The sequence below is a fragment of the Lysinibacillus sp. ZYM-1 genome (assembly GCF_001308875.1).
Taxonomy (GTDB): domain Bacteria; phylum Bacillota; class Bacilli; order Bacillales_A; family Planococcaceae; genus Lysinibacillus.
This window is the reverse complement of record NZ_KQ465138.1, coordinates 18077-44160: the sequence shown is the minus strand read 5'-3', so window position 1 is coordinate 44160 and position 26084 is coordinate 18077. Positions and strand designations below refer to the sequence as shown.

Here is a 26084-nt window from a genome sequence, read left to right as displayed (position 1 = left end):
GATAATATCAGGTACTCATAAGAGAGCCTGGTTTATTTTATATCCCTAATAATTGCTTTTTCTTCGCGTCAAATTCATCTTGCGTTAATATCCCATCATCCAATAAATCCTTCAATTCTCGAATTTCATCGGCTACATCATACATGTCCTTTTCCTGTTTAGCAGCAGGGGAAGACGTTGTTTTTGCCATTGCCTTTAGGTTCTCAATCCCACTCTTAATTTCGAGTGCAATATGAGCTGGCACATCGTCAATGATTGCCTTATTTCCAGTAGATACGATTTCGATTGTAGAGTAAACAAGCTTATTAGAAATGTTGATACTGCTAATAGATGCTAAAGGAATGCTTCTTTCATCGTTTGAAACTAGGCCTTTAATTTCGTGTAATAAGACTCTTTGGTCAGTGACATAAAGCTGTTTTATGCCTTTAACGGATGCACATACAGTGAGAAGTGTTTCACCTTGTTCTGTGAATCGATCATCGAACATTTGAATTTGTTTAGCCAATGGTTTCCCAACAGAATGGGTACAAACTGAGAAAAATCACTATTTTTATAATTTTAAAAAAGGAATTAACGTAGAACTACTTGGTTATAACGTTGTAGGTGCAGTAATTGCTGGTCAACCATTTGGAGCAAAAGTAAGTGATGAAATAAAATTTAACTATGTTATCGATGGATCAAAAGAACTTTTTGGTTTTTAAGATTTTAAAACCTGTAGTGGAACACTTTGAAGAGTGTTTTACTACAGGTTTTTTAAAATACGGAAATTTAGAGATAAAGGACCATTTTGAATAAACACATAAAATGGTTTTCATTATGACCACCAAATATGGGTGGTCTATTTTTATTTCTCTTTTAACAAAAGTCTACAAGCGACCAAAAAGCGACCAAGCGACTGTATAAACATGAATTAGTTTAATTTTAACTGTAGTATAATGAAAAATAATAGAGCGAAAGTGTACTGAAATACACATTTTTGGATGCTAATAAACTCTAACGAATACGTGATATGAAAGGTAGTACTTTTTTTGTTAATTGTCTAGAGGAGGAATTGATATGAAAATCGGTTGTATTCAATTAAACGTTGGCTTCGGCAAAGTAGAAGAAAATTTTGCACGAGCTGAGGACAAGATTCGAGAAGCTGCAAAACAGGGGGCAAAAATTATTGTGCTACCAGAAATGTGGAATACAGGCTATGCGCTAGAGAAGCTACCAGAACTGGCGGACGTTAATGGAGAGCGCACAAAAGCGTTTTTGGCTGAATTGGCAAAGGAACTTGCAGTACATATTGTGGGTGGCTCTGTTTCAACAAAAAAGGGCGACAAATTTTACAATACAATGTATACATTTGATTACAATGGAGAGCTTGTTGGGGAATATAACAAGGCACATCTCTTCCGTTTAATGGACGAGCATCTTTACTTAGAGGCAGGAGATGAAATGAACCGCTTCGCACTTGATGAAATTGAGGCTGCTGGTGTTATTTGCTATGATATTCGTTTCCCAGAGTGGTTACGTGCACATGCCTTACAAGGAGCAAAGGTATTGTTTGTACCAGCACAATGGCCAACTCCAAGAATTGATCATTGGAAAACATTGCTGCAGGCACGTGCGATAGAAAACCAATGCTTTGTTATAGCGGTTAATCGCATTTCAAAAAAAGTAGAAAACTTTAATGGGCAATCGATGATTATTCAACCTTGGGGTGAAGTGCTTTGGATCGGTGCTGAAGATGAGGAAGTAGCAGTGATTGATGTAGACTTTTCTATTGTCGATGAAGTGCGCGGAAGAATTCCAGTATACGATGATCGTCGACCAGGACTTTATCATGATGTTGTTGTGAAAGAGTAATTCGAAGGCACGCTTTAGGGGAGAGAGAGCCTCTTGAGCGTGCCCATTTTTTTAACTCTTGTGTTCAATTAAAGAGTTCGCAAGGAGCATGAATTCAAGTGTGATGCGATTGTGACCCTTCATAAAATTTTTACCTAGTAAACTTTCAAGCTTTTTTAAGCGATGGTACAGTGTTTGACGAACGATAAACAATTGATTAGCTGTTTGCTGCTTGGAGCCATTTGTTTGTAAATACACCTGTAAGGTTTCCAGAAGTTTGCTGTTATATTTTTTATCGTACTCAATAACTGGCTGTAAATAGTCGTGTATAACTTCCTGTAAATTCACCTGCATTTGCAATTTATAGATTAAATGATACAAATGCAGATCATCATAAAAGAAGGAGGAAGTTTGCACTTTACGGCAAATATATAATGTTTCTAAGGCAGTTTGATAGCTTTTGGGGATTTCTTCTACATTAGCCACAACTTTACCAACGGCTATTTGAAAACCTTGAGTTTGCTGTTTTTTATAAAATTCAGTTTTGGGAAGGGAAGTAAAAATACTATTTAGTGTTTCACGTATCGCTCGATAATCTTTCGTATGAAGTAAAATAAAAATAACATAGCTTTTTCTCTCGAATAAAAATGGGATAAAGCCATGTTGTTCAAAGAGATTACGATAATAAAGTTTACTATAGACAATATCTTCTGGCGCTTTCATCACTGTACTAGGGGAGGCCAAAATAAAAACAGCTCCACTAGATTGTGTATAGTTCGTGTAATGTGTAACGATAAATTTATAGATTTCCTCCTTAGACAGCTTTTGATCAATCCAATCAGCTAAAATCGAAGCGTCTTCAATATTCTTTTTCTCCTCAATATAGAACTCTCGCATTAATAATTGAGCCAACGCTGTCGCTGTACGGTCTACTATTAATAATTCAAACTCTGAGAATAGACCATCTTCACGAAAAAGGGTTAAATCTGCATAATGTTGATCAAATATAAAAATAGGTTCATGTTTAAATTGTTGAGCACATTTATTCAATGCTAATAATTGCTGACGTTTACCATGTGTCATATTAGGAAAAAAGACGGGTTCTCGTCCCTTAATAGAAAACATGATTTGTGTCTTTAATTCGTTATACATATTTTGTAAGATGTCGTCAGTATTTTGTCCTAAGACAGTATTTTTATTTAAAGCTTGTGAGTAGGATTCTAGTGTGGAAACCATTAAATATTGCTGATTAATAATTTGACTATGTAAATCTTGTGTGATGCGAACAAAAGGAACTGCTTCATGAAAAACAATAATAGGGAACTGATGAAGGTTAGCAAGTGCAATTATTGCCTCTGGAACTGCTTGTATATAAGAGCCGTATTCAATACAAAGAGCAGCACAATTTTTCTGAATTAAGGATTCAACAAAAATAATGAAATCATCGATGCTATGTTGAAGACTGATCCCCGTTGTTAACACTAACTCTTCTCCGACTAAAAAATTATCTACATGGACTATTTCAAGAACATGTGCCCATTTAACGATTCTTAATAGCCCCTCATGACCTGCAACTACCTCCGCATGTTGAAAATGCTCATTCTCTAAAGCGTGTAGTACTTTAAGCTGGAATTGACTCATCATAAATCCTCCTTTTGAACAGACTTCTATTATAAATTATCTATTATTGCTGTTTTATGTTGTGTAATAGCTTGAAAAAATCATCATTGAATTATTTTAAGAATATTTAGTCTATTTTACATTATGTTTAAAACAAGTGTATAGATTTTTACAGTTTGTCTATTACTTCAACGATATGAAACATGTAAGATTTTTGTAAGCGATAATCCAATCTAATAAAAGAGGTGACAGATATGGAGCAACAAACGCATTTACAAAAAGGGTTAAAGAAACGGCATATGACAATGATCGCAATTGCGGGAGTAATTGGTGCTGGGCTATTTATGGGGAGTGGCTCAGTTATTAACTTAGCGGGTCCTGGAGCGATTCTATCGTATATATTTGCAGGAATTATTGTCATTTTAGTGATGCGTATGCTAGGTGAGATGGCGGCTGTCAATCCAACGAGTGGGTCGTTTGCACATTATGCCCATGAAGCAATTGGTCCATGGGCAGGCTTTATGATTGGTTGGTTATATTGGTTTTTCTGGGTCATTGCAATTGCATTAGAGGCAACGGCAGCAGCAGCCATTATTCAATATTGGTATGACGGAATTCCATTATGGCTATTAAGTTTACTATTAACTGTAGCGTTGACTTTAACAAATGTTCTTTCTGTAAAAGCCTTTGGTGAATTTGAGTATTGGTTCTCTCTTATTAAGGTTGCAAGTATAGTAGTTTTCTTAGGTCTAGGCGCATTTATTATTTTTGGTATTGCACCGAATTTTAACGCAGTTGGTATGACCAATCTCGTAGGGCAGGGTGGATTTTTACCAAATGGCTTTGGTGCTGTTTTAATGGGTGTTGTCATAGTTATTTTTTCCTTTATGGGGACAGAGATCGTTGCTATAGCTGCTGGTGAATCAGATGAACCTTTGGCAGCTGTAACGAAAGCTACCAATTCCATTACTTGGCGCATTTTAATTTTCTATGTGGGCTCTATAGCTGTAGTTGTGACGTTATTGCCTTGGCACTCCTCCGGTATTTTAACAAGCCCTTATGTAGCAGTACTGGATTATATCGGTATTCCTGCTGCTGCGCAAATCATGAATTTTGTTGTTTTAACAGCGGTGTTATCGTGCTTAAATTCAGCACTTTATGCCACATCACGAATGGTATTCTCTTTAGCGGAGAAGGGGGAAGCCCCAAAAACCTTTTTGAAATTAAATAAAAAGGGTGCACCGGTGAATGCCATTTTAGCAGCAACATTTTTCTCTTATATTGCCGTTATTATGAATTATGTTTCACCAGATAAAGTATTTATGTTTTTACTAAGTTCTTGTAGTGCTATTACGTTAATTCTTTATTTAATCATTGCCTTTTCACAATTGAAAATGCGACGAAAGATTGAACGAGAAAATCCAGAGCTATTAAAGGTGAAGATGTGGTTATTCCCTTATCTAACGTATTTCACAATACTAGTAACAACAGCCTTATTAATTGCCATGTTCTTTATTAAGTCTATGCGCTCACAAATTCTATTTACATGTGTGGTCGTTGCGGTGGTAATGATTTTTTATATGCTTACGCAAAAGAAGAAAGTGATAAAGCAAGCCGACGAATCAAGCTCTATTTTTAACAAAGATGAGTTTGATTTTGAACAATAATCCGACGTAAGGAGTGGTCAAATTATGACAGTTCAGCAAGAAATGAAAACGCTAACACATTTTATCAAAGGGGAAGAACTAGCTGGTACAAGTGGAAGATTCTCAGAGGTTTATAATCCCACAACAGGTGAGGTTATTGCAAGAGTGCCACTTGCTTCAAGAGATGAAGTACAGCAGGCTATTCGACATGCCAAAGAAGCTTTTCCTGCATGGAAAAAGGTATCCATTGGGAAAAGGGTAGAGGTTTTACATCGATTCCGTCAATTGTTAGTAACAAGACAGGAAGAACTTATTGAAGTGATTTGTCAGGAAAGTGGTAAAACCAAGGAGGATGCGAAAGGCGAAATTGTTCGAGGGATTGAATCCGTAGATATGGCCATCAGTGCCCCGCAAATGTTAAAAGGGGAGTATTCAGTCAATGTAGGTGGTAATATTAATGCTTTTTCTGCCAAGTCACCACTTGGTGTAGTGGCAACAATTGCCCCGTTTAATTTCCCGGTTATGGTACCTCTAGCTATTACAAGTATGGCTGTGGCAGTCGGGAATGCCGTAATTTTAAAACCATCTGAACGTGTACCTAATTCTGCATTATATTTAAGTCAATTATGGAAAGAAGCAGGACTTCCTGATGGTATTTGGACAGTAGTCAATGGCGATAAAGAAGCGGTCAATGAACTTTTAGAAAACAAAGAAATTCAAGCTATTTCATTTGTTGGATCAACGCCTGTAGCTGAATATATTTATCATACGGGAACAAAGCATAATAAACGTGTCGCAGCATTTGGCGGTGGTAAGAACTTTATGATTGTTATGCCAGATGCCAATTTGGAACAAACGGCGAATGCCTTTTTAGGTGCTGCATATGGGGCAGCATCCCAGCGTTGCATGGCAATTTCCGGGGCACTTGTTGTAGGTAAGGATACTGAACAACGTTTTACGGACATATTGAAGCATAAGATCTCACAGCTAAAGGTTGGTTCTTATACAGAAAAAGACGTCGATTTTGGACCAGTCATTACCCAGCAATTGAAGGAAACGATTATACGCTATATTGACGGGGCTGTTACTGAAGGCGCAAACCTTGTCATTGACGGAAGAAATCCAAAAGTATCCGAAACGTCTAATGGTTTTTATCTTGGGCCAACACTACTCAATAATGTTACGCCAAATATGACCATTTTCAAAGAGGAGGTCTTTGGTCCAGCACGTATTGTAGTGGGCGTGAAGACATTACAAGAAGCTATTGATTTAATTAATGACCATGAGCTTGGTAATGGTGTAACGATGTTTACAAGCAGTGGTGCGGCAGCTCGTAAATTCCAGGAAGAGATAGAAGTTGGTATGGTAGGGATCAATGTACCAATCCCAATCCCAGTCGGCTATCACAATTTTGGAGGATGGAAGCGCTCCAAGTTTGGGGAAGGGCACATGTTTGGCCCAGATCAAGCGAGATTCTTTACAAAGGCGAAAACAATCTCGGAACGCTGGCCAGATGAAACGGAAGATACAACGAGCTCCTTTGCTTTCCCAAGTAACAACGATGCGAAAAGCTAATCTAGTGAAAAAGAGAATAATAGAGAGGGTGTTTGGCTATGACACAGACAAATCTTAAAAGTGATGTTTTAACAAAAGATGAGCAATATGTATGGCATTCAATGAAACCCTACAATCCGCAAGCAACATATGTAGTGGAAAAATCAGATGGAGCAAGAATTATAGACACAGATGGCGTCGAATATATTGATGCCATGGCTGGGCTATGGTGTGTAAATGTCGGCTATGGACGTAAGGAACTGGCTGATGCCGCACATGAGCAAATGATGAAAAATGCCTATGCACCATTATCACAAGGACATTTACCAGCCGTAGAACTAGCAGAAAAACTAAATAATTTGCTTGGTGGAGACTATGTTATTTTCTTCTCTAATAGTGGGTCAGAAGCGAATGAAACAGCATTTAAAATAGCTCGACAATATCATCAGCAAAAAGGTCACAGCTCCCGCTATAAGATTGTCTCCCGTTATCGTGCTTACCATGGAAATTCGTTTGGGGCTTTAGCGGCAACAGGGCAAGCGGAACGAAAATATAAATACGAGCCACTGTCTCCAGGCTTTATCCATGTCGCACCACCTGATCAATACCGTGAACATGAAAGTGATGCTATTGGACCTTTAGATTTAGCAAGTGTAAAGGCTGTAGATAAAACGATGACATGGGAACTGAGCGATACGATCGCAGCCATGATTTTAGAGCCAATTATTACTGGTGGCGGCGTCATTATGCCTCCTGATAACTATTTAAAAGGCATTGAGGAAGTATGTAAAAAACATGGGGCTTTAATGATAGTGGATGAAGTAATTTGTGGCTTTGGTCGAACAGGTAAGCCATTTGGATTTATGAATTATGGTGTGAAACCAGATATTATTACAATGGCTAAAGGGATTACCAGTGCTTACTTGCCATTATCAGCAACAGCCGTAAAACGGGAGATTTATGAGGCTTTCACTGGCTCAGATGCATATGGCTATTTCCGCCACGTCAATACATTTGGTGGGTCTCCAGTAGCATGTGCAGTTGCGTTAAAAAATATTGAGATTCTAGAGCATGAAGCATTGTTCGAGCGTTCAAAGGAAATTGGTATTGTAACACTACAAACATTGCAACAAAAACTACAGTATCATCCGAATGTAGGAGATGTGCGAGGCAAAGGCTTATTAATTGGGATCGAATTAGTTGTAGATAAAGTTTCGAAAGAACCCTTACCAGTGGAGAAGGTGAATGCAGTTATTGCCGCCTGTAAGGGACAAGGAATTATCATTGGGAAAAATGGGGCAACAGTGGCAGGCTTTAATAATGTCTTGACTCTATCGCCACCACTAAATATTGTACAAGAGGATCTTGACCGCATACTCGATGTGGTTGTGGATAGTTTAAATAAGCTTTCATGAATAATAGTTGTTCTAAAAGCCTTGTAAAAGGGCTTTTAGAACCTTTTTACGAAACTTTGCAACATGAAGGAAAGATGAGGAGATTTATTATAGTTCAATAAAAATAATAATAAATTTTAAAAATTAATAAAAATAATGCTGGAAAAAATATAAATCGTAGTTTATAGTTGTTAAAAAATAATAAATTTTCTGATAATTTTATGTAAAAGGGTCCTGGGAGGGAATATTTTTTTGGTTAATTATTTTCAGCAGTGGAATAAATAAATCTTGGCTTTTGAACTATAGTTTCTAATGAAAAGCAATTGAGAAAGCGATGTCTTCCTCTAATTGAATTGTCTAATCGTAATGAAAATATAGTTTATTTTTTGTCTATTTATTTTCATCAGTGGAGAAAATAAATGATTTTAGTAATTATATTTCTTAATGAAGTTTTTAGGAGATATTTTTATATATTTTTACAAAGGGAGTAGATGAGATGAATTATGTTAAAAAATTGGTTTTTGTAATTCTATGTACGTTGCTTTTAGCAGCATGCGCAGAGAAAGACAATTCTAACGCATCAAATACTGGGGAAAAATCTACTACAGAATCAGGCAAGGTGAGTTCAAAAAATGAGCTTGTCATCGCTGTAAATGAAAACTTTATTTCAATGGATCCGCATAACACAGGAGACACAAATTCGGGTTCTGTACAGGAGACAATGTTAGAAGGTTTACTAGGCTTCGATGCTGATGGACAAATTATTAAGGTTTTAGCAGAGGATTATTCAATCAGTGATAATGCTCTGGAGTATACTTTTAAGCTGCAAGAAGGGGTCACTTTCCATGACGGGGAACAGTTTAATGCAGAAGCTGTAAAAGCTAACATTGAACGAATCATGAATGATGAAAGTTTACGTTTATATTCACGTGGTTTTAGCTTAATCAGTAATGTGGAAATACTAGGAGACTATGACATCAAAGTTACTTTAAAAGAACCCTATGGACCAATGATTACAAGATTCGGGGTTGCCAAAATGATTAGTCCAAAAATGATTAAAGAAAATTTAAAGGATATTCCTAAGCAGCCTGTCGGTACAGGTCCCTATAAATTTGTTGAATGGGTGCAAGGGGATCATTTATCAATTGAAAAATTCGATGGCTATTGGGGTGGTGGTGACCGTGTTTCTAAAATTACGTATAAACCAGTACCAGAAAACGGATCGCGTGTAGCGATGCTAAAAGCTGGGGATGCACAGGTTATCTATCCAGTACCTGCTCAAAATATTGACGAGCTTTCTAACAATAAAGATGTAGAAGTTAATAAGGTTCCTTCTACAATTGCTCACTATGTTTCCTTAAATACGTATAAAAAACCTTTGGATGATATTAAAGTTCGACAAGCATTTAATTATGCTGTGGACAAAGAAGCATATATAAAAGTGGTTAATTCAGGGCTAGGTTTACCACTAGACTCTATTATTCCTTCCAAAACAGTTTATTATAAACAACAAAAAATGTATGAACACAATATAGAAAAGGCAAAAGCTTTGTTGGCGGAGGCTGGATATCCAAATGGCTTCGATATTGAAATCTGGGGAAATACGAATTCAGATACGATGAAAGGCATGCAGTTTATTCAACAACAGTTAGGCCAAATCGGTGTAAAAGTAGAGATTAAATCAATGGAAGAAGGTACTTTATCCGATGAAATCTACGGTGCACAAACACCAGATGATGCAAAATTACAAATGTGGTATGTGAGCTGGTCAGCCTATGCTTCTGATATAACGAATGCGACAAAACCACTTTTCCATAGTGTATCATTCCCACCAAATGGCGCAAACACAGCCTATTATCATAACACTGAGGCAGATCAATTAATGGATGAAGCTAACTCCATTTCAGATGTAGACCGACAAGCTGAGCTCTATGAAAAATTACAAGAAATAGTTTACCAAGATACGCCTTGGATTTTCTTGGGAGTAGATGAGGTTGTATATGGTGTACGCTCAAATGTCAGTGGTGTATTAGTAAATCCAACAGGTGGGCTCGATGTGAAAAATGCAAAAGTTGAGTAATGCTACACAAAAAAAGGAATTGATGTTGGTCAATTCCTTTTCTACAAATTAGAAAGGAGGAAGTCGTCGTGTGGAAATATACCGCAAGAAGAATTGTTGAAATGATACCGATATTAATTGTCATTTCAATATTAACATTCTTATTCATTCATTTAATCCCAGGAGATCCTGCACGATTAGTAGCGGGTAAGGATGCCACAATCGAAGATGTAGAAAATGTACGACATGAGTTGGGTCTTGATAAACCAATTTTAAAACAATACGTAGATTATATGAAGAACCTTATGACGGGTGAACTTGGCACATCCTTAACAACAGGATTACCTGTGATAGATATGTTTAAAACAAGATTTATGCCCTCTCTTCATCTCACTTTCCTCTCCATGCTTTGGGCTACGTTAATAGGTTTAATGATAGGCGTTTTTTCTGCCATCAATAAAAACAAATGGCCTGATTATTTTGGAATGGTAACGGCGGTTTCTGGCATTTCGATTCCTGGATTTTGGTTGGGACTATTATTAATTCAATTATTTTCAGTACAACTAGGGTTGTTCCCCACAGGTGGATTGGATGGCTTTTCTAGTTATATTTTACCTTCCTTGACTTTAGGGGCAGGCATTATGTCAATGATCGCTCGATTTACTCGATCTTCCATGCTTGAAACGTTACAAGCTGATTTTATAAGAACGGGTAGAGCAAAAGGTTTGAAGGAACATTCTGTGATTGTGACGCATGCTTTACGAAACTCCTTAATTTCTGTGGTGACGGTCGCAGGTTTACAATTCGGTTTTCTACTGGGGGGTTCAGTGGTAGTTGAGACGGTATTTAGCTTTCCAGGAATGGGTCGTCTTCTAATCGATTCTATTGCATTTCGAGACTATCCTGTCATTCAGTCAGCACTACTGTTATTTGCGTTTGAATTTATTTTAGTGAATTTAATCGTAGATGTGCTTTATACAGTGTTAAATCCAAAAATCCAATTAGATTCTTAAGGGAGGGAACGGGATGACTTCACCAACTACTGTGCAAAATAGCCAAGTGCAAAAAAAGCAAAGGAAATACTCTCCTCTAAAAGAATTTTGGAAGTCTTTTAAAAAACAAAAGGCTGCATTGTTAGCAAGCATCTTTATAGGATTGTTAATTGTAGTTGCTATTATTGGTCCTTATATTGCACCATACGATCCCTTTGAACCGGATTATGATGCCTTATTAGAGGGACCAAGTGCCAGTCATTTAGCGGGAACGGACGAATATGGGCGAGATATCTTTAGTCGTTTGATAGTAGGGGCCAAAATATCCTTGATGGTAAGCTTCAGTGCCGTATTTTTGGGTTTAATTTTAGGGACTATTTTAGGTTTAATTAGTGGTTACTTTGGTGGTTGGATAGACAAAGTTATCATGCGTAGCTGTGATGTATTGTTTTCATTTCCTGATTTATTATTAGCAATCGCTATTGTCGCATTACTTGGTCCTGGTATTAATAATGTCATTATCGCTGTCATGATTTTTAGTGTACCATCCTTTGCGCGATTAGTGCGGGGCGCAACATTGAATGCGAAAGAAAACGTATATGTAGAAGCTGCTCAATCAATGGGAGCTTCACATGTAAGAGTGCTGTGGAAACATATTTTCCCTGAAACGATTAGTGAATTAATTATTTTTGTCACAATGCGTATAGGAACAGCAATTTTAGCAGCCTCTGGTTTAAGTTTTTTAGGCTTAGGTGCCAGTCCTGAAATGCCCGAGTGGGGAGTCATGCTAAGTAGTGGACGTGACTACTTAGGAACATCTTCTCACGTAGTCATCATGCCAGGAATTGCTATATTTTTAACTGTACTAGCATTTAACTTAATAGGCGATGGATTACGAGATGTATTAGATCCGAAAATTAAAAATAATTAAGGAGAATGCCTATGACAGAACATGTATTGCGAGTAAGTGACTTAGAAACGTCCTTTATGCGTGATAAAACCGAAATTAAAATTTTAAGAGGTGTCAATTTTTCAATCCGTAAGGGCGAGATATTAGGCTTAGTTGGAGAATCGGGTAGTGGAAAAAGCCTAACGTCGTTATCCATTATGCAATTATTTCATGGAACTACAGGCAAAATCGTGAAGGGCTCTATTTATTTTAATGGAGAAGATTTGACTAAAATGTCTGAATCAGAAATTCGGAAAATTCGTGGAAAGCAAATGGCGATGATCTTCCAAGAGCCTATGACTTCTTTAAATCCTGTCTTGAAAATTGGTAAGCAGTTGATGGAAGCAATTGAGATGCATTTGAAGCTGCCAAAGAGCGAAAGTAAACATCACGCAATCCAAATGTTAAAGAGTGTAGGAATAGGTAGAGCAGAGGAAATCATTCATGAATATCCTCATCAGCTATCAGGGGGAATGAGGCAGCGAGTCATGATAGCCATGGCAATGGCATGTCATCCCAATCTACTTATTGCTGACGAACCAACCACTGCGCTAGATGTTACGATACAAGCCCAAATTTTAGAGTTAATGAAAAAGTTAAAGGAAGAAAATGAGACCGCTATTTTATTGATCACACATGATTTGGGTGTTGTGGCTGAAATGTGCGATAAAGTAGTCGTGATGTATGCAGGGCAGGTTGTAGAGGAAGCTGATGTCTTTGAATTATTTGCTAGCCCTAAGCACCCGTATACAAAAGGTTTAATAGCATCAGTACCGAAAATTGGTGATAAAAAGGAAGTATTAGATTCTATCAATGGTCATGTACCATCTCCGCAAAATATGCCGAAAGGTTGTAAGTTTGCTCCGCGATGTAATCAAGTCATGTCTATATGTCAGGAGGAGAGTCCACCGACAGTGGAAATTTCAGCTACCCGCCAATGTAGCTGCTGGCTATATGCGAAAAAGGATGTGGAAGTAAATGCCTAACAGTATTTTAAAAGTGGAAAATTTAAAAAAAAGCTTTCAGGTAGCCGGTGGGTTATTTCAAAAAAGCCAACATGTTAATGCAGTAATAGATGTTTCCTTTGAAATAGAGGAAGGTACAACATTTAGTCTAGTTGGAGAAAGTGGCTGTGGAAAATCTACAACAGGCAGGTTAATCACTCGATTAATAGCACCGACAAGTGGAAGTATTGTTGTGGATGGAAAAGAAATAGCTACTGCAAAGCAATCCGAATTAAAGCATTTAAGGCAAACTGTTCAAATGATATTTCAAGATCCCTATGCCTCATTAAATCCAAGAATGAAAGTAAAGGAACTTGTTGGTGAGCCTTTAGAAATTCATACAAAACTATCGAAAGATGAGCGTGAAAAACTAGTACTAGAAATGCTCGAAGTAGTAGGATTAAATGCTGAACACGCTGATCGATATGCACATGAGTTCAGTGGTGGACAAAGGCAGCGTTTAGGGATTGCACGTGCTTTAATAACAAAACCGAAATTAATTATTGCTGATGAGCCTGTGTCTGCATTGGATGTATCCATACAATCGCAAATTTTGAATCTACTAAAGCAATTGCAGCAAGAATTTAAAATTTCGTATCTCTTTATTTCTCATGATTTAAGTGTTGTAGAACATATTAGTCATTATATTGGTGTCATGTATTTAGGAACCATTGTAGAAATCGGACGAAAAGAAACTATATTTAATAATCCTAAGCATCCTTATACGCAAGCGCTCATTGCTTCTGTACCAATTGCAGATCCAACGTTAAGAAAAAAGAAGAAAGTACTAATAGGCGATATTCCAAATCCTAAAAATCCGCCAAGTGGTTGTACCTTCCATACAAGGTGCCCCTTCGCATCAGATATATGTAAGCAAGCTATTCCACAGATGAGAAAAATAAACGAAGAGCAAAGTGTTGCATGTCATTTTGTGAATTAAAAAGGAGAGGTGTTCATAAATGAAAGTAGGATTAAGCACATATAGTATGGTCAAAAAAATGAAGCAGGGGGAAATGAATGTTCTGGATGTTTTACAATGGGTAGCTGACAATGGTGGACAGCATGTAGAACTAGTACCCTATGAATTTACCGTTGTAGATAATTATGAACTTGCATCTCAAATTAAAGAAAAAGCAGCAGAACTGGGATTAGAGTTATCAGCCTATTCATTACCTGCAAACTTTATTCATAGTACGGAGGAAGCTTTTTTTGAAGAAGTTGAACGCTTAAAGAAGCATGTTGATGTGGTACATCATATGGGCATCAAAATTATGCGTCATGATGTTACACTCTTTACTTTACCAAAGGAGCAGACATCCATTCATTATTACAATGAACACTTTGATGAAATGGTTAAGGGCTGTCAGTTGATTGCAGATTATGCAAAACAATTTGGTATCACGACAACGATTGAAAATCATGGTTTTAATGTTCAAACAAGTGATCGTGTACAACAATTAATTCAAGCGGTCAACAGAGATAACTTTAAAACTACTTTAGATGTCGGGAATTTTTTATGTATTGATGAAGAACCTCTAATCGGTGTCATGAAAAATATATCCTATGCTGCTACAGTGCATTTTAAAGATTTTTATATTCGTCCTTATTATGAAAATCCAGGTGATGGGGAATGGTTCCGCACAGTTCATAACAATTACATCCGAGGAGCTATTGTTGGACATGGTGATATAAATATTCGAGAAATTATAAAACTTGTAAAGGGCTATGGATACGATGGTTATATTACGGTGGAGTTTGAAGGCATGGAGGATTGTCAAGCTGGTTCAAAAATAGGGATGGATAATGTACGTCGTTTATGGGATGAATGTAAGCTCTAAGGAGGGAAGAACATGAACAAATTAAAAGTTTGTGTAATTGGTACAGGTTCAATTTCGGATTATCATTTAGGCTCCTATATGAAGAATCCATCGGTTGAGTTATATGGTGTGTATGATGCTTCTATTGAGCGAGGCAAAGCAAAAGCTGCTCAATTTGGAGCAACTCATGTTTTTTCTTCTAAAGAAGCATTATTTGCAGACAAAAATGTTGATGCTGTAAGTATTTGCACATGGAATAATACACATGCAGAATTGGCGATTCTTGCTTTAGAAAATGACTTACATGTGCTTATCGAAAAACCTTTATCCATGACTTATGCTGAGGCTTTAAACATCCAGAAGGTTGCGGAAAAGCATCGTAAAGTATTTCAAGTCGGCTATGTAAGACGTTTTGCATCAAATACCAAAGTACTGAAACAGTTCATAGACGATAACAAATTGGGCGATATTTATTACGCTAAAGCTACTTGCCTAAGAAGATTAGGTAATCCAGGAGGTTGGTTTGCAGAAATCGATAAATCTGGTGGTGGCCCATTAATTGATTTGGGTGTACATGTTATTGATATATGCTGGTACTTAATGGGTAGACCAAAAGTGAAACGTATAACTGGTCATACCTATCATCAATTAGGAAATAGAAATCATATTGAAAATTTATCTTTTTATAAGGCTGCAGACTATGATGCTACTAAAAATACAGTAGAAGACTTAGCAAACGCTCTTATTACATTTGAGAATGGAGCTTCACTAATGGTAGATGTTTCCTATACACTACATGCCATAAAAGATGAAATGAGCATTAAATTATATGGAACAAATGGGGGAGCAGAGTTAGAGCCTGAGTTGAAAATTGTCAGCGAAGAGCATAATACCATTTTAAATATTCATCCTCAAATTAACGATTTGTCCTTTGATTTTGTAGCAGCCTTTCAAAATGAAATCAATACGTTTGTTGATTGCTGTCTTCATCAGTATGATTCAGTCGCACCTGTGGAGGATGGGGTAGAAATTATGAAGATTTTAGAGGGAATTTATATTTCTGCAAAGCAAGGAAAGGAAGTTGTTTATTAAAATGGTGAAATTGAACAATAAAATTGGCGTTATTGTAGACAGCTTTAGATTGCCCATTCGTGAAGGACTGTTAAAGGCGAAAGAGGTTGGCGCGCAAGGAGTACAGATGTACGCAGTTTCAGGTGAGTTAGACCCCGATCATTTAAATGCTGCACAAAGAGCAGAATTGAAGCAATATATTTTAGATTTAGGGCTCGAAATTTCAGCATTATGTGGCGATTTGGGGGGGCATGGCTTTCAAGATAAAAATGAAAATGTATGGAAAATAAAAAAATCAAAAGAAATTATGCAATTAGCTAAAGATCTTGGGACATCAATCGTCACGACCCATATCGGGATCATTCCGGAAGATGAGAAAGACCCAATCTATCAAACTATGCTTGAAGCCTGTGAAGAATTAGGGCAGTTTGCTACATCACTAGATGCTTATTTTGCGATTGAAACAGGACCAGAAACGAGTAAAACACTAAAGGCATTTTTAGATAAACTATCAACAGATGGGGTATCAGTTAATTTTGATCCTGCCAATATGGTAATGGTAACGAAAGATGATCCTGTAGCTGGCGTTAAGCTTTTAAGCAATTATATCGTACATACACATGTAAAGGATGGGATTCAATTGCAGCAAACGAATCCAAAAGACGTGTATGGGTACTTAGGATACGATTCTGGAACATCTCATGATAAAATAGAAGAAATGGTGGAAAATGGGGATTTTTTCAGAGAACTTCCACTAGGTCAGGGAGATGTCAATTTCGAGCTTTATTTTTCAGCTTTACATGAAATCGGATACAATGGCTATTTAACTATTGAACGAGAAGTGAGATCAAATCCCGAAAAAGACATTCAAGAAGCTGTACAATTCATAGAAAAGTTTAAATAGGGGATGAATCTAATTTGAAAAAGCAAGATCAAGTACAAATGAGAAGGCAAAATAAATATATTGTGCTTGACGCAATCAGGCAGATGGCGCCAATTTCAAGAATTCAATTATCTAAATATACAAAAATGAGCCCTACGACCATTACTCGTATTGTGCAGGAGCTAGAAGCGGAAGGTTTTATTCTTGAAGGGATTTCGGAAGAAACAGCTATTGGTAGACGTCCCACGTTAATTCATATGCGTGAAGATGCTTTATATACTATAGGGATAGAGATTGATTGTTTTACTATTCGACTTGGTATATTAGATTTCTTAGGGAAGCTCATCGCTTTTCAGGAAGTCAAATGTAACATCAAGCATCAATATGAAGAAGCTATACATCTACTACAACAGTCCATAGTTAATATCTTGACAGAATATCAGATTGCTCAGGATAAATTATTAGGCATTGGAATAGGTGTTCCAGGAGTAATTAATAACAAAGAAGGCATTATCGTTTCTTCTGAGCAATTGAAGTGGGAGAACTGTCATATAAGAGAAGATTTAACTGGTGTTTTTGATTGTGAAGTCATCGTAGATAATGAATTAAAAATGCAAATCATTGCTGAAATTGGTGATATCTATACGCCTCTTTATTCAAATTGTATTTTAGTAGGCATTGGAACGGGCATCGGAGCAGCTATCTTACTAAACGGAGAAGTGTATCGAGGTATTCAAAATAAAGCGGGAGAAATAAGTCATATAACGATTAATCCCTTTGGTGAAATGTGTCACTGTGGTAAGAGGGGATGCTTATCGATGTATATTTCGGAAGTGACTCTACTAAAAAGAACACCTAAAAATCTAAATATTCAATCAATGGAAGAGATCTTACATTGTGTTGAGCAAGGCGAGCAATGGGCAGTAGATATTCAACAAGATGTAGCCACATTTCTAGCCATTGCCATCAATAATTTAGTTTGTTTATATGAACCAGAGGCTGTCATCGTCAGTGGAGAAATTATTGAGCACAATGTAACATTTCAAAAACTCCTTAGTGAAAAATGCAAACAGTATATATGGAAAGAACTACAACCTCATTTCGATTTGCAGTTTTCAAATCAATTGAAAGTGGGAGTTGTCAAAGGAGCAGCATTACAAGCACAAAAGCAGTTGTTGTCTGTTTAAAGAAAGGTTGGTTGATTCGTGGCTTACTCAGAATTTTTGAAAGAGTACCGTTCAGGATTAATGGAAAATGTGCATTATGGCCAAATGAGTGCTGTGAATCTATCAAAGGAAGAATTCGTTTCTGTTGGTCAAGATTATGAGCCTGTGTATTTTCGTTCTGCAGCAAAACCATTTCAAGCCATTCCAATTTTCATGACGAATTTTATAGAAAAGTACGAGATAACTTCAACGGAAAGTGCATTATTTTTGGCTTCACAAAGAGGTGAAATTTATCATCAAGAGGCGTTGACCTCGTTGTTGGAAAAAGTTCCTGTTAGTGAAAATGATTTGATCTGTGCAGCATCATATCCATTAAATGAAGAACCAAAAACGCTGTATATTCAACAGGGACATGAAAAGAGAAAATTACTTCATAATTGTGCGGGCAAACATTTAGGGTTTTTAACTGCTTGTCTAGCAAATGACTATGATTTCAAGCAATATTGTCATCCAGATCATCCGTTGCAGCAAATGATAAAAAAGTACATTGCTTATTTAAGTGAATATGATGAGAGGAAAATTCGTACAGGAATAGACGGTTGTGGTTCGCCAGTCTTTGCGATTCCGTTAAAAAATATGGCAATAGCCTATTTAAAGCTAGCGCGGCCAGAATTGATTGATAATCATCAAATTCGTGAAGCAGTAATAAAGCTTACTACAGTAATGAATCAAGAAAATCATATTATTGCAGCTCAAAACTTTATTTGTACAGCATTGTTAAAAGACCCTAATATTGTGGCGAAGGGTGGAGCGCAGGGCGTATACTGTTTTGCCCTACGAAATGAAGGATTAAGTTTTGCCTTAAAAATTATGAATGGCTCAGAAAGTCCGTGGCCAAATGTGATTGCTTCTGTATTGGAACAAATTCAGTATACAAATGAAGAAACGATTGAGCGTATTAAAGCGTTATCTCCTTCCTTTGTGCGAAATGACGCAGGGCTTGAGGTGGGAGAAATTGTTTCTACAATTAAAATCATATAGAGGTGAAGGTACTTGTATGTTTTGGCAATTGATGGTGGTGGAACAAAAACAATTGCGACAATCTCTACATTTCGTGGGCAAGTAATAGCGCTCGCAGAAACGGGTAAAAGTAACCCTACATCAATGAGCTTAGAGCAATTTACGCAGACGATAATAGAACTAATAGATAATTTGAAAATTCAGCAGCCTACCCATTTTCATCAAATTACAAAATGCCATGCGGGACTGTCTGGCGTGACAGAAAATAATAATGAGGAGATTACACAGACATTATTAACCTCGCTCTTACCAGAAGGTTGTCAACTATCATTGTCGAATGATGGGTTGAACGCACTATATGCGGGGACATTAGGTCAACCAGGCATTGTTCAGATCTCTGGTACAGGTGCGATTACTTTAAGTATAGATCCATTCGGAAGAATTGAGCGTACGGCAGGATGGGGTTATATTTTTGATGATGAGGGTAGTGGCTATGATATGGGTATTCGCACATTAAAAGCGGTTTTTAAAGAATTTGATAAAAGAGGGCCTGAAACGATTTTAACAACGGCAGTATTAGATTATTTTCAATTACAATCTGTTCCACAAATAATTGAAATTGTTTATGGTGAAGGACATCCGCGAGATACGATCTCTCCATTAAGTAAAGTGGCAATTGAATGCACAAAACGGGGTGATGTAGTAGCAAATACAATTTTGGATCAAGTCTGCCAGGTCTTTTATCAGAGTATCGATGCTTGTTACAAAAAGAATCCATTTTCAACTAGCCGTGTCAAAGTCGTGCTAGCTGGTGGAGTTTTTAAAGAATTGGGGTTATTTATAGAAAGATTAGCCGCAATTGATAAAAAACATAGTAATCAGTATGACTTTATGGGTGCCTATAGTTTACCAGTGGGTGGTGCCGCGTTGGCAGCATTGAAATTACCTAGTAGTGAAGCAAGGGTATTTTTAGATCAATATAATAAAAGTATTAATAAGTTTTTAATCTAAGGAATAATCTCCCTTTAATCTAGCAAGTAGAGAGTGTTGTTTCTCTACTTGCATTTAGTTAGTCCTCTACTTTAAACATATACCCCTTATAGGATTTATGAATAACCATGACAATCCCTATTAACATGAAATTTGACAAAAGCGAACTGCCACCATAGCTTAAAAAGGGTAAAGTTACTCCAGTTACTGGTAAAAGCCCAATTGTCATGCCGATATTTTGCGTAATTTGAAAGGCTAATAAGCTTGAAATACCTGCCCCCATTAACGTCATAAAAGGGTCCTTTGCTTCAACTGTAATAAGAACAATTCTATAGATGACAAAAAAAAGTAGGGCAATGACAAATGCTCCACCAGCAAAACCTAGTTCCTCGGCTATTGCAGAAAAAATAAAATCTGTATGCTTTTCGGGAACATAGACATCGTTATTAAGATAGCCCTTCCCGATGAATTCACCTGACCCAATGGCCATAAAGCCCTGGCGGACTTGATACGAAGAGTCTGTATATTCATAAGGCTGAAGCCATCCATAAATACGAGATACTTGATGTCCTGATAAGGCCCCTAAAATTTTCTCCGTAAAAAAATCATTAAATCTGATATAGAGTACTACGACCGTACTGATTAGAACTAAAGGAATGGCCGTAAAAACGATAAGTAGCTTTCTATGAATACCTGAAAAAAATATCATGGGTAAAATCATTGCCATATATAACATAACCATGCCTGTGTCTGGTTGTTTATAAACGAGAAGTGTAGGAGGAAGGACGATTAGACCGATTTTTACAAATAGCCATAAATCAGCTAGATAAGAGGGACGTACATTTTTCTCTTGATGAGCGATAATGACCTTACTCACAACAATTAAAAAGGCGAATTTTAAGAATTCGGATGGCTGAAGGGAACCTAAAAAAGGTATTTGATACCAGGATTTGGCCTCGTTTATCGTCCTTGCTATACTCTCTGGTGCTATTATGAGCCCAGCAGTTAAAGCTACAACTAATCCGTAGAATGGCCATCCAATCTTCTTCAATTGTTCCATATCAAGTAGGGAAATCCCAAACATGATGATAAACCCAATAAGATAAAATATGAATTGCTTAATAATGAAGGAACTGGAGTATTGTTCGAAATTGACACTGCTAGAATGGACAAAAAGACAGCTAATACCGCCGAGTAATAAGAGGCTCATAACTAAACTCCCATCCATTCTCTTAAGCTGCGACAAATGTAACACCTTCTTTCTATGTTATTACTATAAACGTTGGAAATGTGTGGAAGGTTGCGGTTATTTGCATATTGTAAATAAGGATTAATGATATGGATTCTTTAGTACGGTAAATTACCTATATATAGCTAGTGAATGGGCATAAATTCTTAATTCTTCGTGTAATCTTTACAAAAACATAACACTGGCTTTATATCTTCATACTATCATTATTGGTAAGAGTTGGAGGAGGAGCCAGGGATCATGCATTTTTTCCGTTTCATAAAAGTGAAGGACAAGTTACTTGTACTCATGATTGTTTGTGTATTATCGAATGTATTGCTAGGTGTATTTAGTGTGGATTATTTGAGGAAAATGTCGTGGCATGCAAGTGAGAGTTATACACAGGGGCTTGTTCCAATCGGGTGGCTAAATGAGCTGGAAGAATCACAACGTCAATTAGATTTTATGGTAGATTCTGATGGAGACTATCAAGGAATGATAGCCATTTTAAAAGATGTGGATAAGCCGTTAGGCCATTTAGAAAACCAGGCAATTGATAAAAAGATGAGTCATCAAATCAAGAAGTATAAGTCTTTGCTAGGGAAACAGAGGGAAGTAATTGAAGGCTATCAGCCGTTGAGCCAAAGAGAACGAGAACTACTTTATTCGCAAACTTTTCTACCAATAAGTCAGGAAACCCATACTTTATTAGAAGAAACACAAAATTATCTAGTTCAAAGAGCTAAGGACCAGCAACAGTCCTACCAACAGGATGTACAATTTGGTTATTGGTTGCTTGGTGGTGTATGTTTAGCAGTTGTGATGCTAGTAATTATTATAGGGTTTATAGCAACAAAGGCAGTTAACGTGCCTACACGGCAATTGAAATCATTATTAAAACAAGCCGAACAAGGTGATTTCACTGCCAATGCGAGTTACGTGGCCCATGATGAGCTGGGAGAGGTAGTGCTGTCTTACAATCAAATGGTCACAGAAGTGAAACGTTTACTACATACAGTAACGGACAGTGCCTACGAAGTGGAGGAAATGACAGGGAAGTTGCAGGAATCCTCAGAGGAGTCATCTACGACGACATTAAAGATAGCAAAGGATGTACAATCGATTTCCGATTCAACAGCTGCATCTACTAGCAAATTGGCTTCTAATACAGCTTCTTTAGAAGAAGTTTTAAACGATGTCCAAGTCATATTAGAAAAAATTCAAATTGTAGAAAATTTTGCTCACAAAACTGCTAGGGATGCGGAAAGTGGAACTGAAATTGTTCAAGCTAATTTGACGCAAATGCAGACCATTAAGCAAGCTGTTGAGAAATCTAATACAGCCATCTTTAATTTAGTTGAACGGGCATCATCTATCGATCAAATGATTGAGGTAATTGAAAAAATAACAGCACAAACCAATTTACTAGCTTTAAATGCATCTATTGAAGCAGCAAGAGCGGGAGAGCATGGTAAGGGATTTGCAGTAGTAGCGAATGAGGTACGCAAGCTTGCAGAACAAACCGTCCATTCTACACAAACCATTACGTCCATTGTACAAAACATTCATTTAGATTCAAGCTATGCAGTACAGATGATGGAGGGTGTGTTAGTAGCAACTGAAAAGGGTGTCGCCGTAACAGGACAAACGGCATCAAGCTTTGATCAAATTTTAGAAAAAGTACATACAATCAAGCCTTATATTATGGAAGTATCGGCTACAGTCCAAGAGATTGCCAATCACACAAAAACAGTTAGTGATGATGCGGTTATGTTGACATCATTATCAGATACGAATACAGTATCGACGAAACATGTTGCTGCATTGACAGCCGATCAATTAACCGCACAGCAACAAATCCATAATTATATTAAAGAATTACGAAAAGTATCCAAAGTTCTACAAATAGCCGTTAAACGTTTTTCGATATAATTTAGTGATCAAGCATAATGGGAAAAGGAATCTTCTTTGTAGAGATTAGCAAAGAAGATTCTTTTTTGTTTGCTTATATAACTAGGTTGAATCGAATTTTAAACAGTGTATTTTTGGGGCATACAAATGTATTTTATATATTTTTGTAGCACAATAATTTTAAGGTAGCCATATACTAACTAGTAAGGGGTTGTAAGTTTCTTTTATGTTTATTTTTAATATAATAGTTGTATTTTCAAAACGAACACATTATAATCAATTTCATTGAAAGTGTTATTAAATCAATGTTTATCAATATATTTTTGTACTTTCGAGAAGTACAATTGTTCACATGTGGAGGTTTTGAGAAATGAAAAAGATTATGGTTACTGGAGCACTTGGTCAAATTGGTTCTGAGCTTGTAGAAAAACTTCGTAGTATTTATGGAGAGGACAATATACTGGCTACAGACATTAGAAAGCTTGACCATACTGAGGGCCCATTTGAAATATTGGACGTGACAGATGGACAAAGAATGCATGATTTAGCAAAGGACTTTGGTGCCGATACAATGATGCATTTAGCGGCACTATTATCAGCTACAGCTGAGAGAAATCCTCTGTTGGCATGGAATTTAAATATGGGTGGATTAATGAATGCTTTGGAAGTTTCACGTGAGCTAAATATGCAATTTTTCACGCCTAGCTCGATCGGAGCATTTGGGCCATCTACACCGAAGGAAGATACACCACAAGATACATTGCAACGACCGACAACAATGTATGGTGTTAATAAAGTGGCGGGCGAATTATTATGTGATTATTACTTCAGTCGTTTCGGAGTAGATACACGTGGTGTCCGTTTCCCAGGATTAATTTCCTATGTAACCCCTCCGGGTGGTGGCACGACTGATTATGCTGTAGAGATCTTCTACGAAGCAATTGAACAAGGCAAGTATACATCTTATATTCAAGAAGGTACGTATATGGATATGATGTACATGCCAGATGCTTTACAGGCAATTGTAGATTTAATGGAGGCAGATGGTAGTAAGCTTGTTCACCGTAATGCTTTTAATATTACGGCAATGAGCTTTGAACCCTCACAAATTGCTGCTGAAATTAAGAAACATTTACCGAATTTTACAATGAACTATCAGGTTGACCCAGTTCGTCAGGCAATAGCAGATAGCTGGCCAAACTCAATAAATATTGAAGCAGCGCAAAAAGAGTGGGGCTTTAAAGCAGAGTACGATTTAGCAAAAATGACAGTAGATATGTTAGAAAAGCTAAAAATTAAACTGCATAAAAAGGCAATTTCATAATAGATAAGAAACGGATGAAGAGATAGACTTCATCCGTTTCTTTTTTTGAAGAAATTCCGAAGACATCCGTGGGGAAATTTCTGAAGGCTAAGCTTCGTGATAATGACGCAGAAATATACCTTAAATCATTAGTGTAATTAAAAGAGTGACTTCCAGTTTAAGAAGTCACTCTTTCATTCTTGAATTATTTATTTAACATATGAAAAACTTGCTCAACGTCCTTATCACCACGACCTGAGATATTAATAATAATAATTTCGTCAGTTGCTAGAGTTGGGGCTAGTTTTAGCGTATGGGCAACTGCATGAGAGCTTTCAAGGGCGGGAATAATACCTTCTACCTTCGAGAGTATCTGAAATGCCTCTAGGACCTCTTCATTTGTTACAGTTATATATTCAGCACGGCCAATTGTTTTTAAATGGCTATGCTCAGGTCCTGCACCTGGGTAATCTAAACCAGCTGCAATCGAGTATGTTGGCAGAGGATTTCCTTCTGCATCCTGTAGCACTAAACATTTGAAGCCATGTAGCTCTCCTGGGGTTCCTTCATTTAAAGTAGCTGCCTGATCTGGCTCTATTCCAATAAGACGAACATTTTCATCATCAATATATTCTGCGAATGCCCCTATTGCATTGCTTCCACCGCCGACACATGCCAGGACAGCTGTTGGCAGTTTTCCTTCTTTTTCTAAAATTTGTTCACGACTTTCACGGCTAATGACAGATTGGAAATGTTTAACCATTGAAGGGAATGGGTGTGGCCCAACAGCGGAGCCCAATAAATAGAATGTTGTTTCATAGTTTTCTACCAAGTCAGCAAATGCCTCATCAACTGCATCCTTTAAACGGCCTTGCCCTTTATCAACAGCTACTACCTTCGCACCAAGAAGCTCCATACGAAACACGTTTAATGCTTGACGTTTAGTATCCTCTAAACCCATATAAATGGTGCAATCCATGCCGAACATTGCGCACGCAGTAGCAGTTGCCACACCATGTTGGCCTGCACCTGTTTCAGCAATAACACGATTTGCTCCCATACGTTTCGCTAATAAAATTTGTCCCAATACATTATTAATTTTATGTGAGCCTGTATGGTTAAGATCTTCACGTTTTAAATAAATTTTTGCGCCACCCAATTGCTTTGTTAAATTTTCTGCAAAGTAAAGAGGGGTTTTACGCCCGACATATTCATGGAAATAATAATTCAATTCTTTATTAAAGTCTTCATCATCTTTATATCTTTGGAAATTTTCATCTAAAATATTTAATACATGTTGAAGCTCATCTGGAACAAAGCTTCCACCAAATTCACCGAAATATCCTTTTTTCTCTACTACTGTACTCATCTTTACTCGACTCCTCTATGCTAATTTTTTCATAAAAAAAAGCCACTCCAATCCTTCTTGAAAAGGACGAGTAACCGTGGTGCCACCTTTATTCGCAATATTTGCGCGCTTTCTAACTCCGATAACGGGGAGTGAATCGGCCTTACATTAGATAAGGCTGCTCTGAAGTCCATTCACAAGTATGTACTACTGGTTTACACCAACCACCAGCTCTCTTCAAAGTAACAATGCTTGCTACTACTCTTCTTCCATGCATTTATTAGAGAGAATTGTAGATT

The 26084-nt window shown here is 37.1% G+C and carries 21 protein-coding genes and 1 other annotated feature; of the genes, 17 read left to right on the top strand and 4 right to left on the bottom strand.

Annotation, left to right across the window (positions count from 1 at the left end; genetic code table 11):
• Positions 1-37: 37 nt before the first annotated feature.
• Positions 38-505: an SHOCT domain-containing protein gene (locus AO843_RS20015; RefSeq protein ID WP_054612838.1), complete on the bottom strand. Its 468-nt coding sequence runs from the start codon at positions 503-505 to the stop codon at positions 38-40.
• 551 nt (positions 506-1056) lie between these two features.
• Between AO843_RS20015 and AO843_RS20010 the strand changes: the two genes are divergently transcribed.
• Positions 1057-1851, top strand: coding sequence for a carbon-nitrogen family hydrolase (locus AO843_RS20010; RefSeq protein WP_054612837.1), 795 nt, complete (start codon positions 1057-1059; stop codon positions 1849-1851).
• A 51-nt stretch (positions 1852-1902) separates the two neighbouring features.
• On the opposite strand, the gene AO843_RS20005 is transcribed toward AO843_RS20010, so the two are convergent.
• Positions 1903-3471: a PucR family transcriptional regulator gene (locus tag AO843_RS20005; protein ID WP_054612836.1), complete on the bottom strand. Its 1569-nt coding sequence runs from the start codon at positions 3469-3471 to the stop codon at positions 1903-1905.
• A gap of 233 nt (positions 3472-3704) precedes the next feature.
• Here AO843_RS20005 and AO843_RS20000 point away from each other — a divergent pair, with 233 nt between their 5' ends.
• From AO843_RS20000 to AO843_RS19935, 14 genes are all read left to right on the top strand, one after another.
• Positions 3705-5117: an amino acid permease gene (locus tag AO843_RS20000; protein WP_054612835.1), complete on the top strand. Its 1413-nt coding sequence runs from the start codon at positions 3705-3707 to the stop codon at positions 5115-5117.
• 24 nt (positions 5118-5141) lie between these two features.
• Positions 5142-6671, top strand: coding sequence for a CoA-acylating methylmalonate-semialdehyde dehydrogenase (locus AO843_RS19995; protein ID WP_054612834.1), 1530 nt, complete (start codon positions 5142-5144; stop codon positions 6669-6671).
• Positions 6672-6709: 38 nt separating this feature from the next.
• Complete coding sequence (locus AO843_RS19990) at positions 6710-8065, top strand: aspartate aminotransferase family protein (protein ID WP_054612833.1); 1356 nt, start codon at positions 6710-6712, stop codon at positions 8063-8065.
• Positions 8066-8540: 475 nt separating this feature from the next.
• Positions 8541-10124 carry a glutathione ABC transporter substrate-binding protein gene (locus tag AO843_RS19985; protein ID WP_054612832.1) on the top strand — a complete coding sequence of 528 codons (1584 nt, stop codon included), beginning with the start codon at positions 8541-8543 and terminating at the stop codon, positions 10122-10124.
• A gap of 68 nt (positions 10125-10192) precedes the next feature.
• Positions 10193-11116 carry a nickel ABC transporter permease gene (gene nikB, locus AO843_RS19980; protein WP_054612831.1) on the top strand — a complete coding sequence of 308 codons (924 nt, stop codon included), beginning with the start codon at positions 10193-10195 and terminating at the stop codon, positions 11114-11116.
• A 13-nt stretch (positions 11117-11129) separates the two neighbouring features.
• Positions 11130-12026 (top strand): ABC transporter permease, encoded by an 897-nt coding sequence (locus tag AO843_RS19975; RefSeq protein WP_054612830.1) that lies wholly within the window; start codon positions 11130-11132, stop codon positions 12024-12026.
• An 11-nt stretch (positions 12027-12037) separates the two neighbouring features.
• On the top strand, positions 12038-13030 hold the full coding sequence (locus AO843_RS19970) for an ABC transporter ATP-binding protein (RefSeq protein ID WP_054612829.1): 993 nt from the start codon (positions 12038-12040) through the stop codon (positions 13028-13030).
• Entirely contained in the window at positions 13023-13988 is a 966-nt protein-coding gene (locus AO843_RS19965) for an ABC transporter ATP-binding protein (RefSeq protein WP_054612828.1), read from the top strand. Before AO843_RS19970 ends, AO843_RS19965 begins: the two co-directional genes overlap by 8 nt.
• Positions 13989-14007: 19 nt before the next feature.
• Entirely contained in the window at positions 14008-14886 is an 879-nt protein-coding gene (locus AO843_RS19960; protein WP_054612827.1) for a sugar phosphate isomerase/epimerase family protein, read from the top strand.
• Between the two features lie 12 nt (positions 14887-14898).
• The gene (locus AO843_RS19955) at positions 14899-15957 is read left to right on the top strand and encodes a Gfo/Idh/MocA family protein (protein ID WP_054612826.1); all 1059 of its coding nucleotides are present in this window, start codon (positions 14899-14901) and stop codon (positions 15955-15957) included.
• Between the two features lies 1 nt (position 15958).
• A complete protein-coding gene (locus AO843_RS19950; protein WP_054612825.1) occupies positions 15959-16840 on the top strand; it encodes a sugar phosphate isomerase/epimerase family protein in 882 nt (293 codons plus the stop codon).
• A 14-nt stretch (positions 16841-16854) separates the two neighbouring features.
• Positions 16855-18006, top strand: a complete 1152-nt coding sequence (locus AO843_RS19945) for an ROK family transcriptional regulator (protein WP_054612824.1) — start codon at positions 16855-16857, stop codon at positions 18004-18006.
• A gap of 18 nt (positions 18007-18024) precedes the next feature.
• Positions 18025-19026: an asparaginase gene (locus AO843_RS19940; RefSeq protein ID WP_054612823.1), complete on the top strand. Its 1002-nt coding sequence runs from the start codon at positions 18025-18027 to the stop codon at positions 19024-19026.
• Between the two features lie 12 nt (positions 19027-19038).
• Positions 19039-20016 carry an N-acetylglucosamine kinase gene (locus AO843_RS19935; protein ID WP_054612822.1) on the top strand — a complete coding sequence of 326 codons (978 nt, stop codon included), beginning with the start codon at positions 19039-19041 and terminating at the stop codon, positions 20014-20016.
• Between the two features lie 58 nt (positions 20017-20074).
• Here AO843_RS19935 and AO843_RS19930 read toward each other — a convergent pair whose 3' ends face one another.
• The gene (locus tag AO843_RS19930; RefSeq protein WP_231630210.1) at positions 20075-21205 is read right to left on the bottom strand and encodes an FtsW/RodA/SpoVE family cell cycle protein; all 1131 of its coding nucleotides are present in this window, start codon (positions 21203-21205) and stop codon (positions 20075-20077) included.
• Positions 21206-21484: 279 nt separating this feature from the next.
• On the opposite strand from AO843_RS19930, the gene AO843_RS19925 reads away from it, so the two are divergent.
• Both AO843_RS19925 and AO843_RS19920 read left to right on the top strand, forming a co-directional pair.
• Positions 21485-23155, top strand: coding sequence for a HAMP domain-containing methyl-accepting chemotaxis protein (locus AO843_RS19925; RefSeq protein WP_054612820.1), 1671 nt, complete (start codon positions 21485-21487; stop codon positions 23153-23155).
• Between the two features lie 349 nt (positions 23156-23504).
• Positions 23505-24458, top strand: coding sequence for an L-threonine 3-dehydrogenase (locus AO843_RS19920; protein ID WP_054612819.1), 954 nt, complete (start codon positions 23505-23507; stop codon positions 24456-24458).
• A gap of 184 nt (positions 24459-24642) precedes the next feature.
• On the opposite strand, the gene trpB is transcribed toward AO843_RS19920, so the two are convergent.
• Positions 24643-25806 (bottom strand): tryptophan synthase subunit beta, encoded by a 1164-nt coding sequence (trpB, locus tag AO843_RS19915; protein ID WP_054612818.1) that lies wholly within the window; start codon positions 25804-25806, stop codon positions 24643-24645.
• 59 nt (positions 25807-25865) lie between these two features.
• Positions 25866-26066: a binding site (T-box leader), on the bottom strand.
• Positions 26067-26084: the final 18 nt, after the last annotated feature.

What these genes read in the sequence shown, in the direction of transcription:
- AO843_RS20010 (WP_054612837.1), top strand. Translation starts at nt 1,057, where the DNA reads ATGAAAATCGGTTGTATTCAATTAAACGTTGGCTTCGGCAAAGTAGAA.
- AO843_RS20005 (WP_054612836.1), bottom strand. Translation starts at nt 3,471, where the DNA reads ATGAGTCAATTCCAGCTTAAAGTACTACACGCTTTAGAGAATGAGCAT.
- AO843_RS20000 (WP_054612835.1), top strand. Translation starts at nt 3,705, where the DNA reads ATGGAGCAACAAACGCATTTACAAAAAGGGTTAAAGAAACGGCATATG.
- AO843_RS19995 (WP_054612834.1), top strand. Translation starts at nt 5,142, where the DNA reads ATGACAGTTCAGCAAGAAATGAAAACGCTAACACATTTTATCAAAGGG.
- AO843_RS19990 (WP_054612833.1), top strand. Translation starts at nt 6,710, where the DNA reads ATGACACAGACAAATCTTAAAAGTGATGTTTTAACAAAAGATGAGCAA.
- AO843_RS19985 (WP_054612832.1), top strand. Translation starts at nt 8,541, where the DNA reads ATGAATTATGTTAAAAAATTGGTTTTTGTAATTCTATGTACGTTGCTT.
- AO843_RS19975 (WP_054612830.1), top strand. Translation starts at nt 11,130, where the DNA reads ATGACTTCACCAACTACTGTGCAAAATAGCCAAGTGCAAAAAAAGCAA.
- AO843_RS19970 (WP_054612829.1), top strand. Translation starts at nt 12,038, where the DNA reads ATGACAGAACATGTATTGCGAGTAAGTGACTTAGAAACGTCCTTTATG.
- AO843_RS19965 (WP_054612828.1), top strand. Translation starts at nt 13,023, where the DNA reads ATGCCTAACAGTATTTTAAAAGTGGAAAATTTAAAAAAAAGCTTTCAG.
- AO843_RS19960 (WP_054612827.1), top strand. Translation starts at nt 14,008, where the DNA reads ATGAAAGTAGGATTAAGCACATATAGTATGGTCAAAAAAATGAAGCAG.
- AO843_RS19955 (WP_054612826.1), top strand. Translation starts at nt 14,899, where the DNA reads ATGAACAAATTAAAAGTTTGTGTAATTGGTACAGGTTCAATTTCGGAT.
- AO843_RS19950 (WP_054612825.1), top strand. Translation starts at nt 15,959, where the DNA reads ATGGTGAAATTGAACAATAAAATTGGCGTTATTGTAGACAGCTTTAGA.
- AO843_RS19930 (WP_231630210.1), bottom strand. Translation starts at nt 21,205, where the DNA reads ATGAGCCTCTTATTACTCGGCGGTATTAGCTGTCTTTTTGTCCATTCT.
- AO843_RS19925 (WP_054612820.1), top strand. Translation starts at nt 21,485, where the DNA reads ATGCATTTTTTCCGTTTCATAAAAGTGAAGGACAAGTTACTTGTACTC.
- AO843_RS19920 (WP_054612819.1), top strand. Translation starts at nt 23,505, where the DNA reads ATGAAAAAGATTATGGTTACTGGAGCACTTGGTCAAATTGGTTCTGAG.
- trpB (WP_054612818.1), bottom strand. Translation starts at nt 25,806, where the DNA reads ATGAGTACAGTAGTAGAGAAAAAAGGATATTTCGGTGAATTTGGTGGA.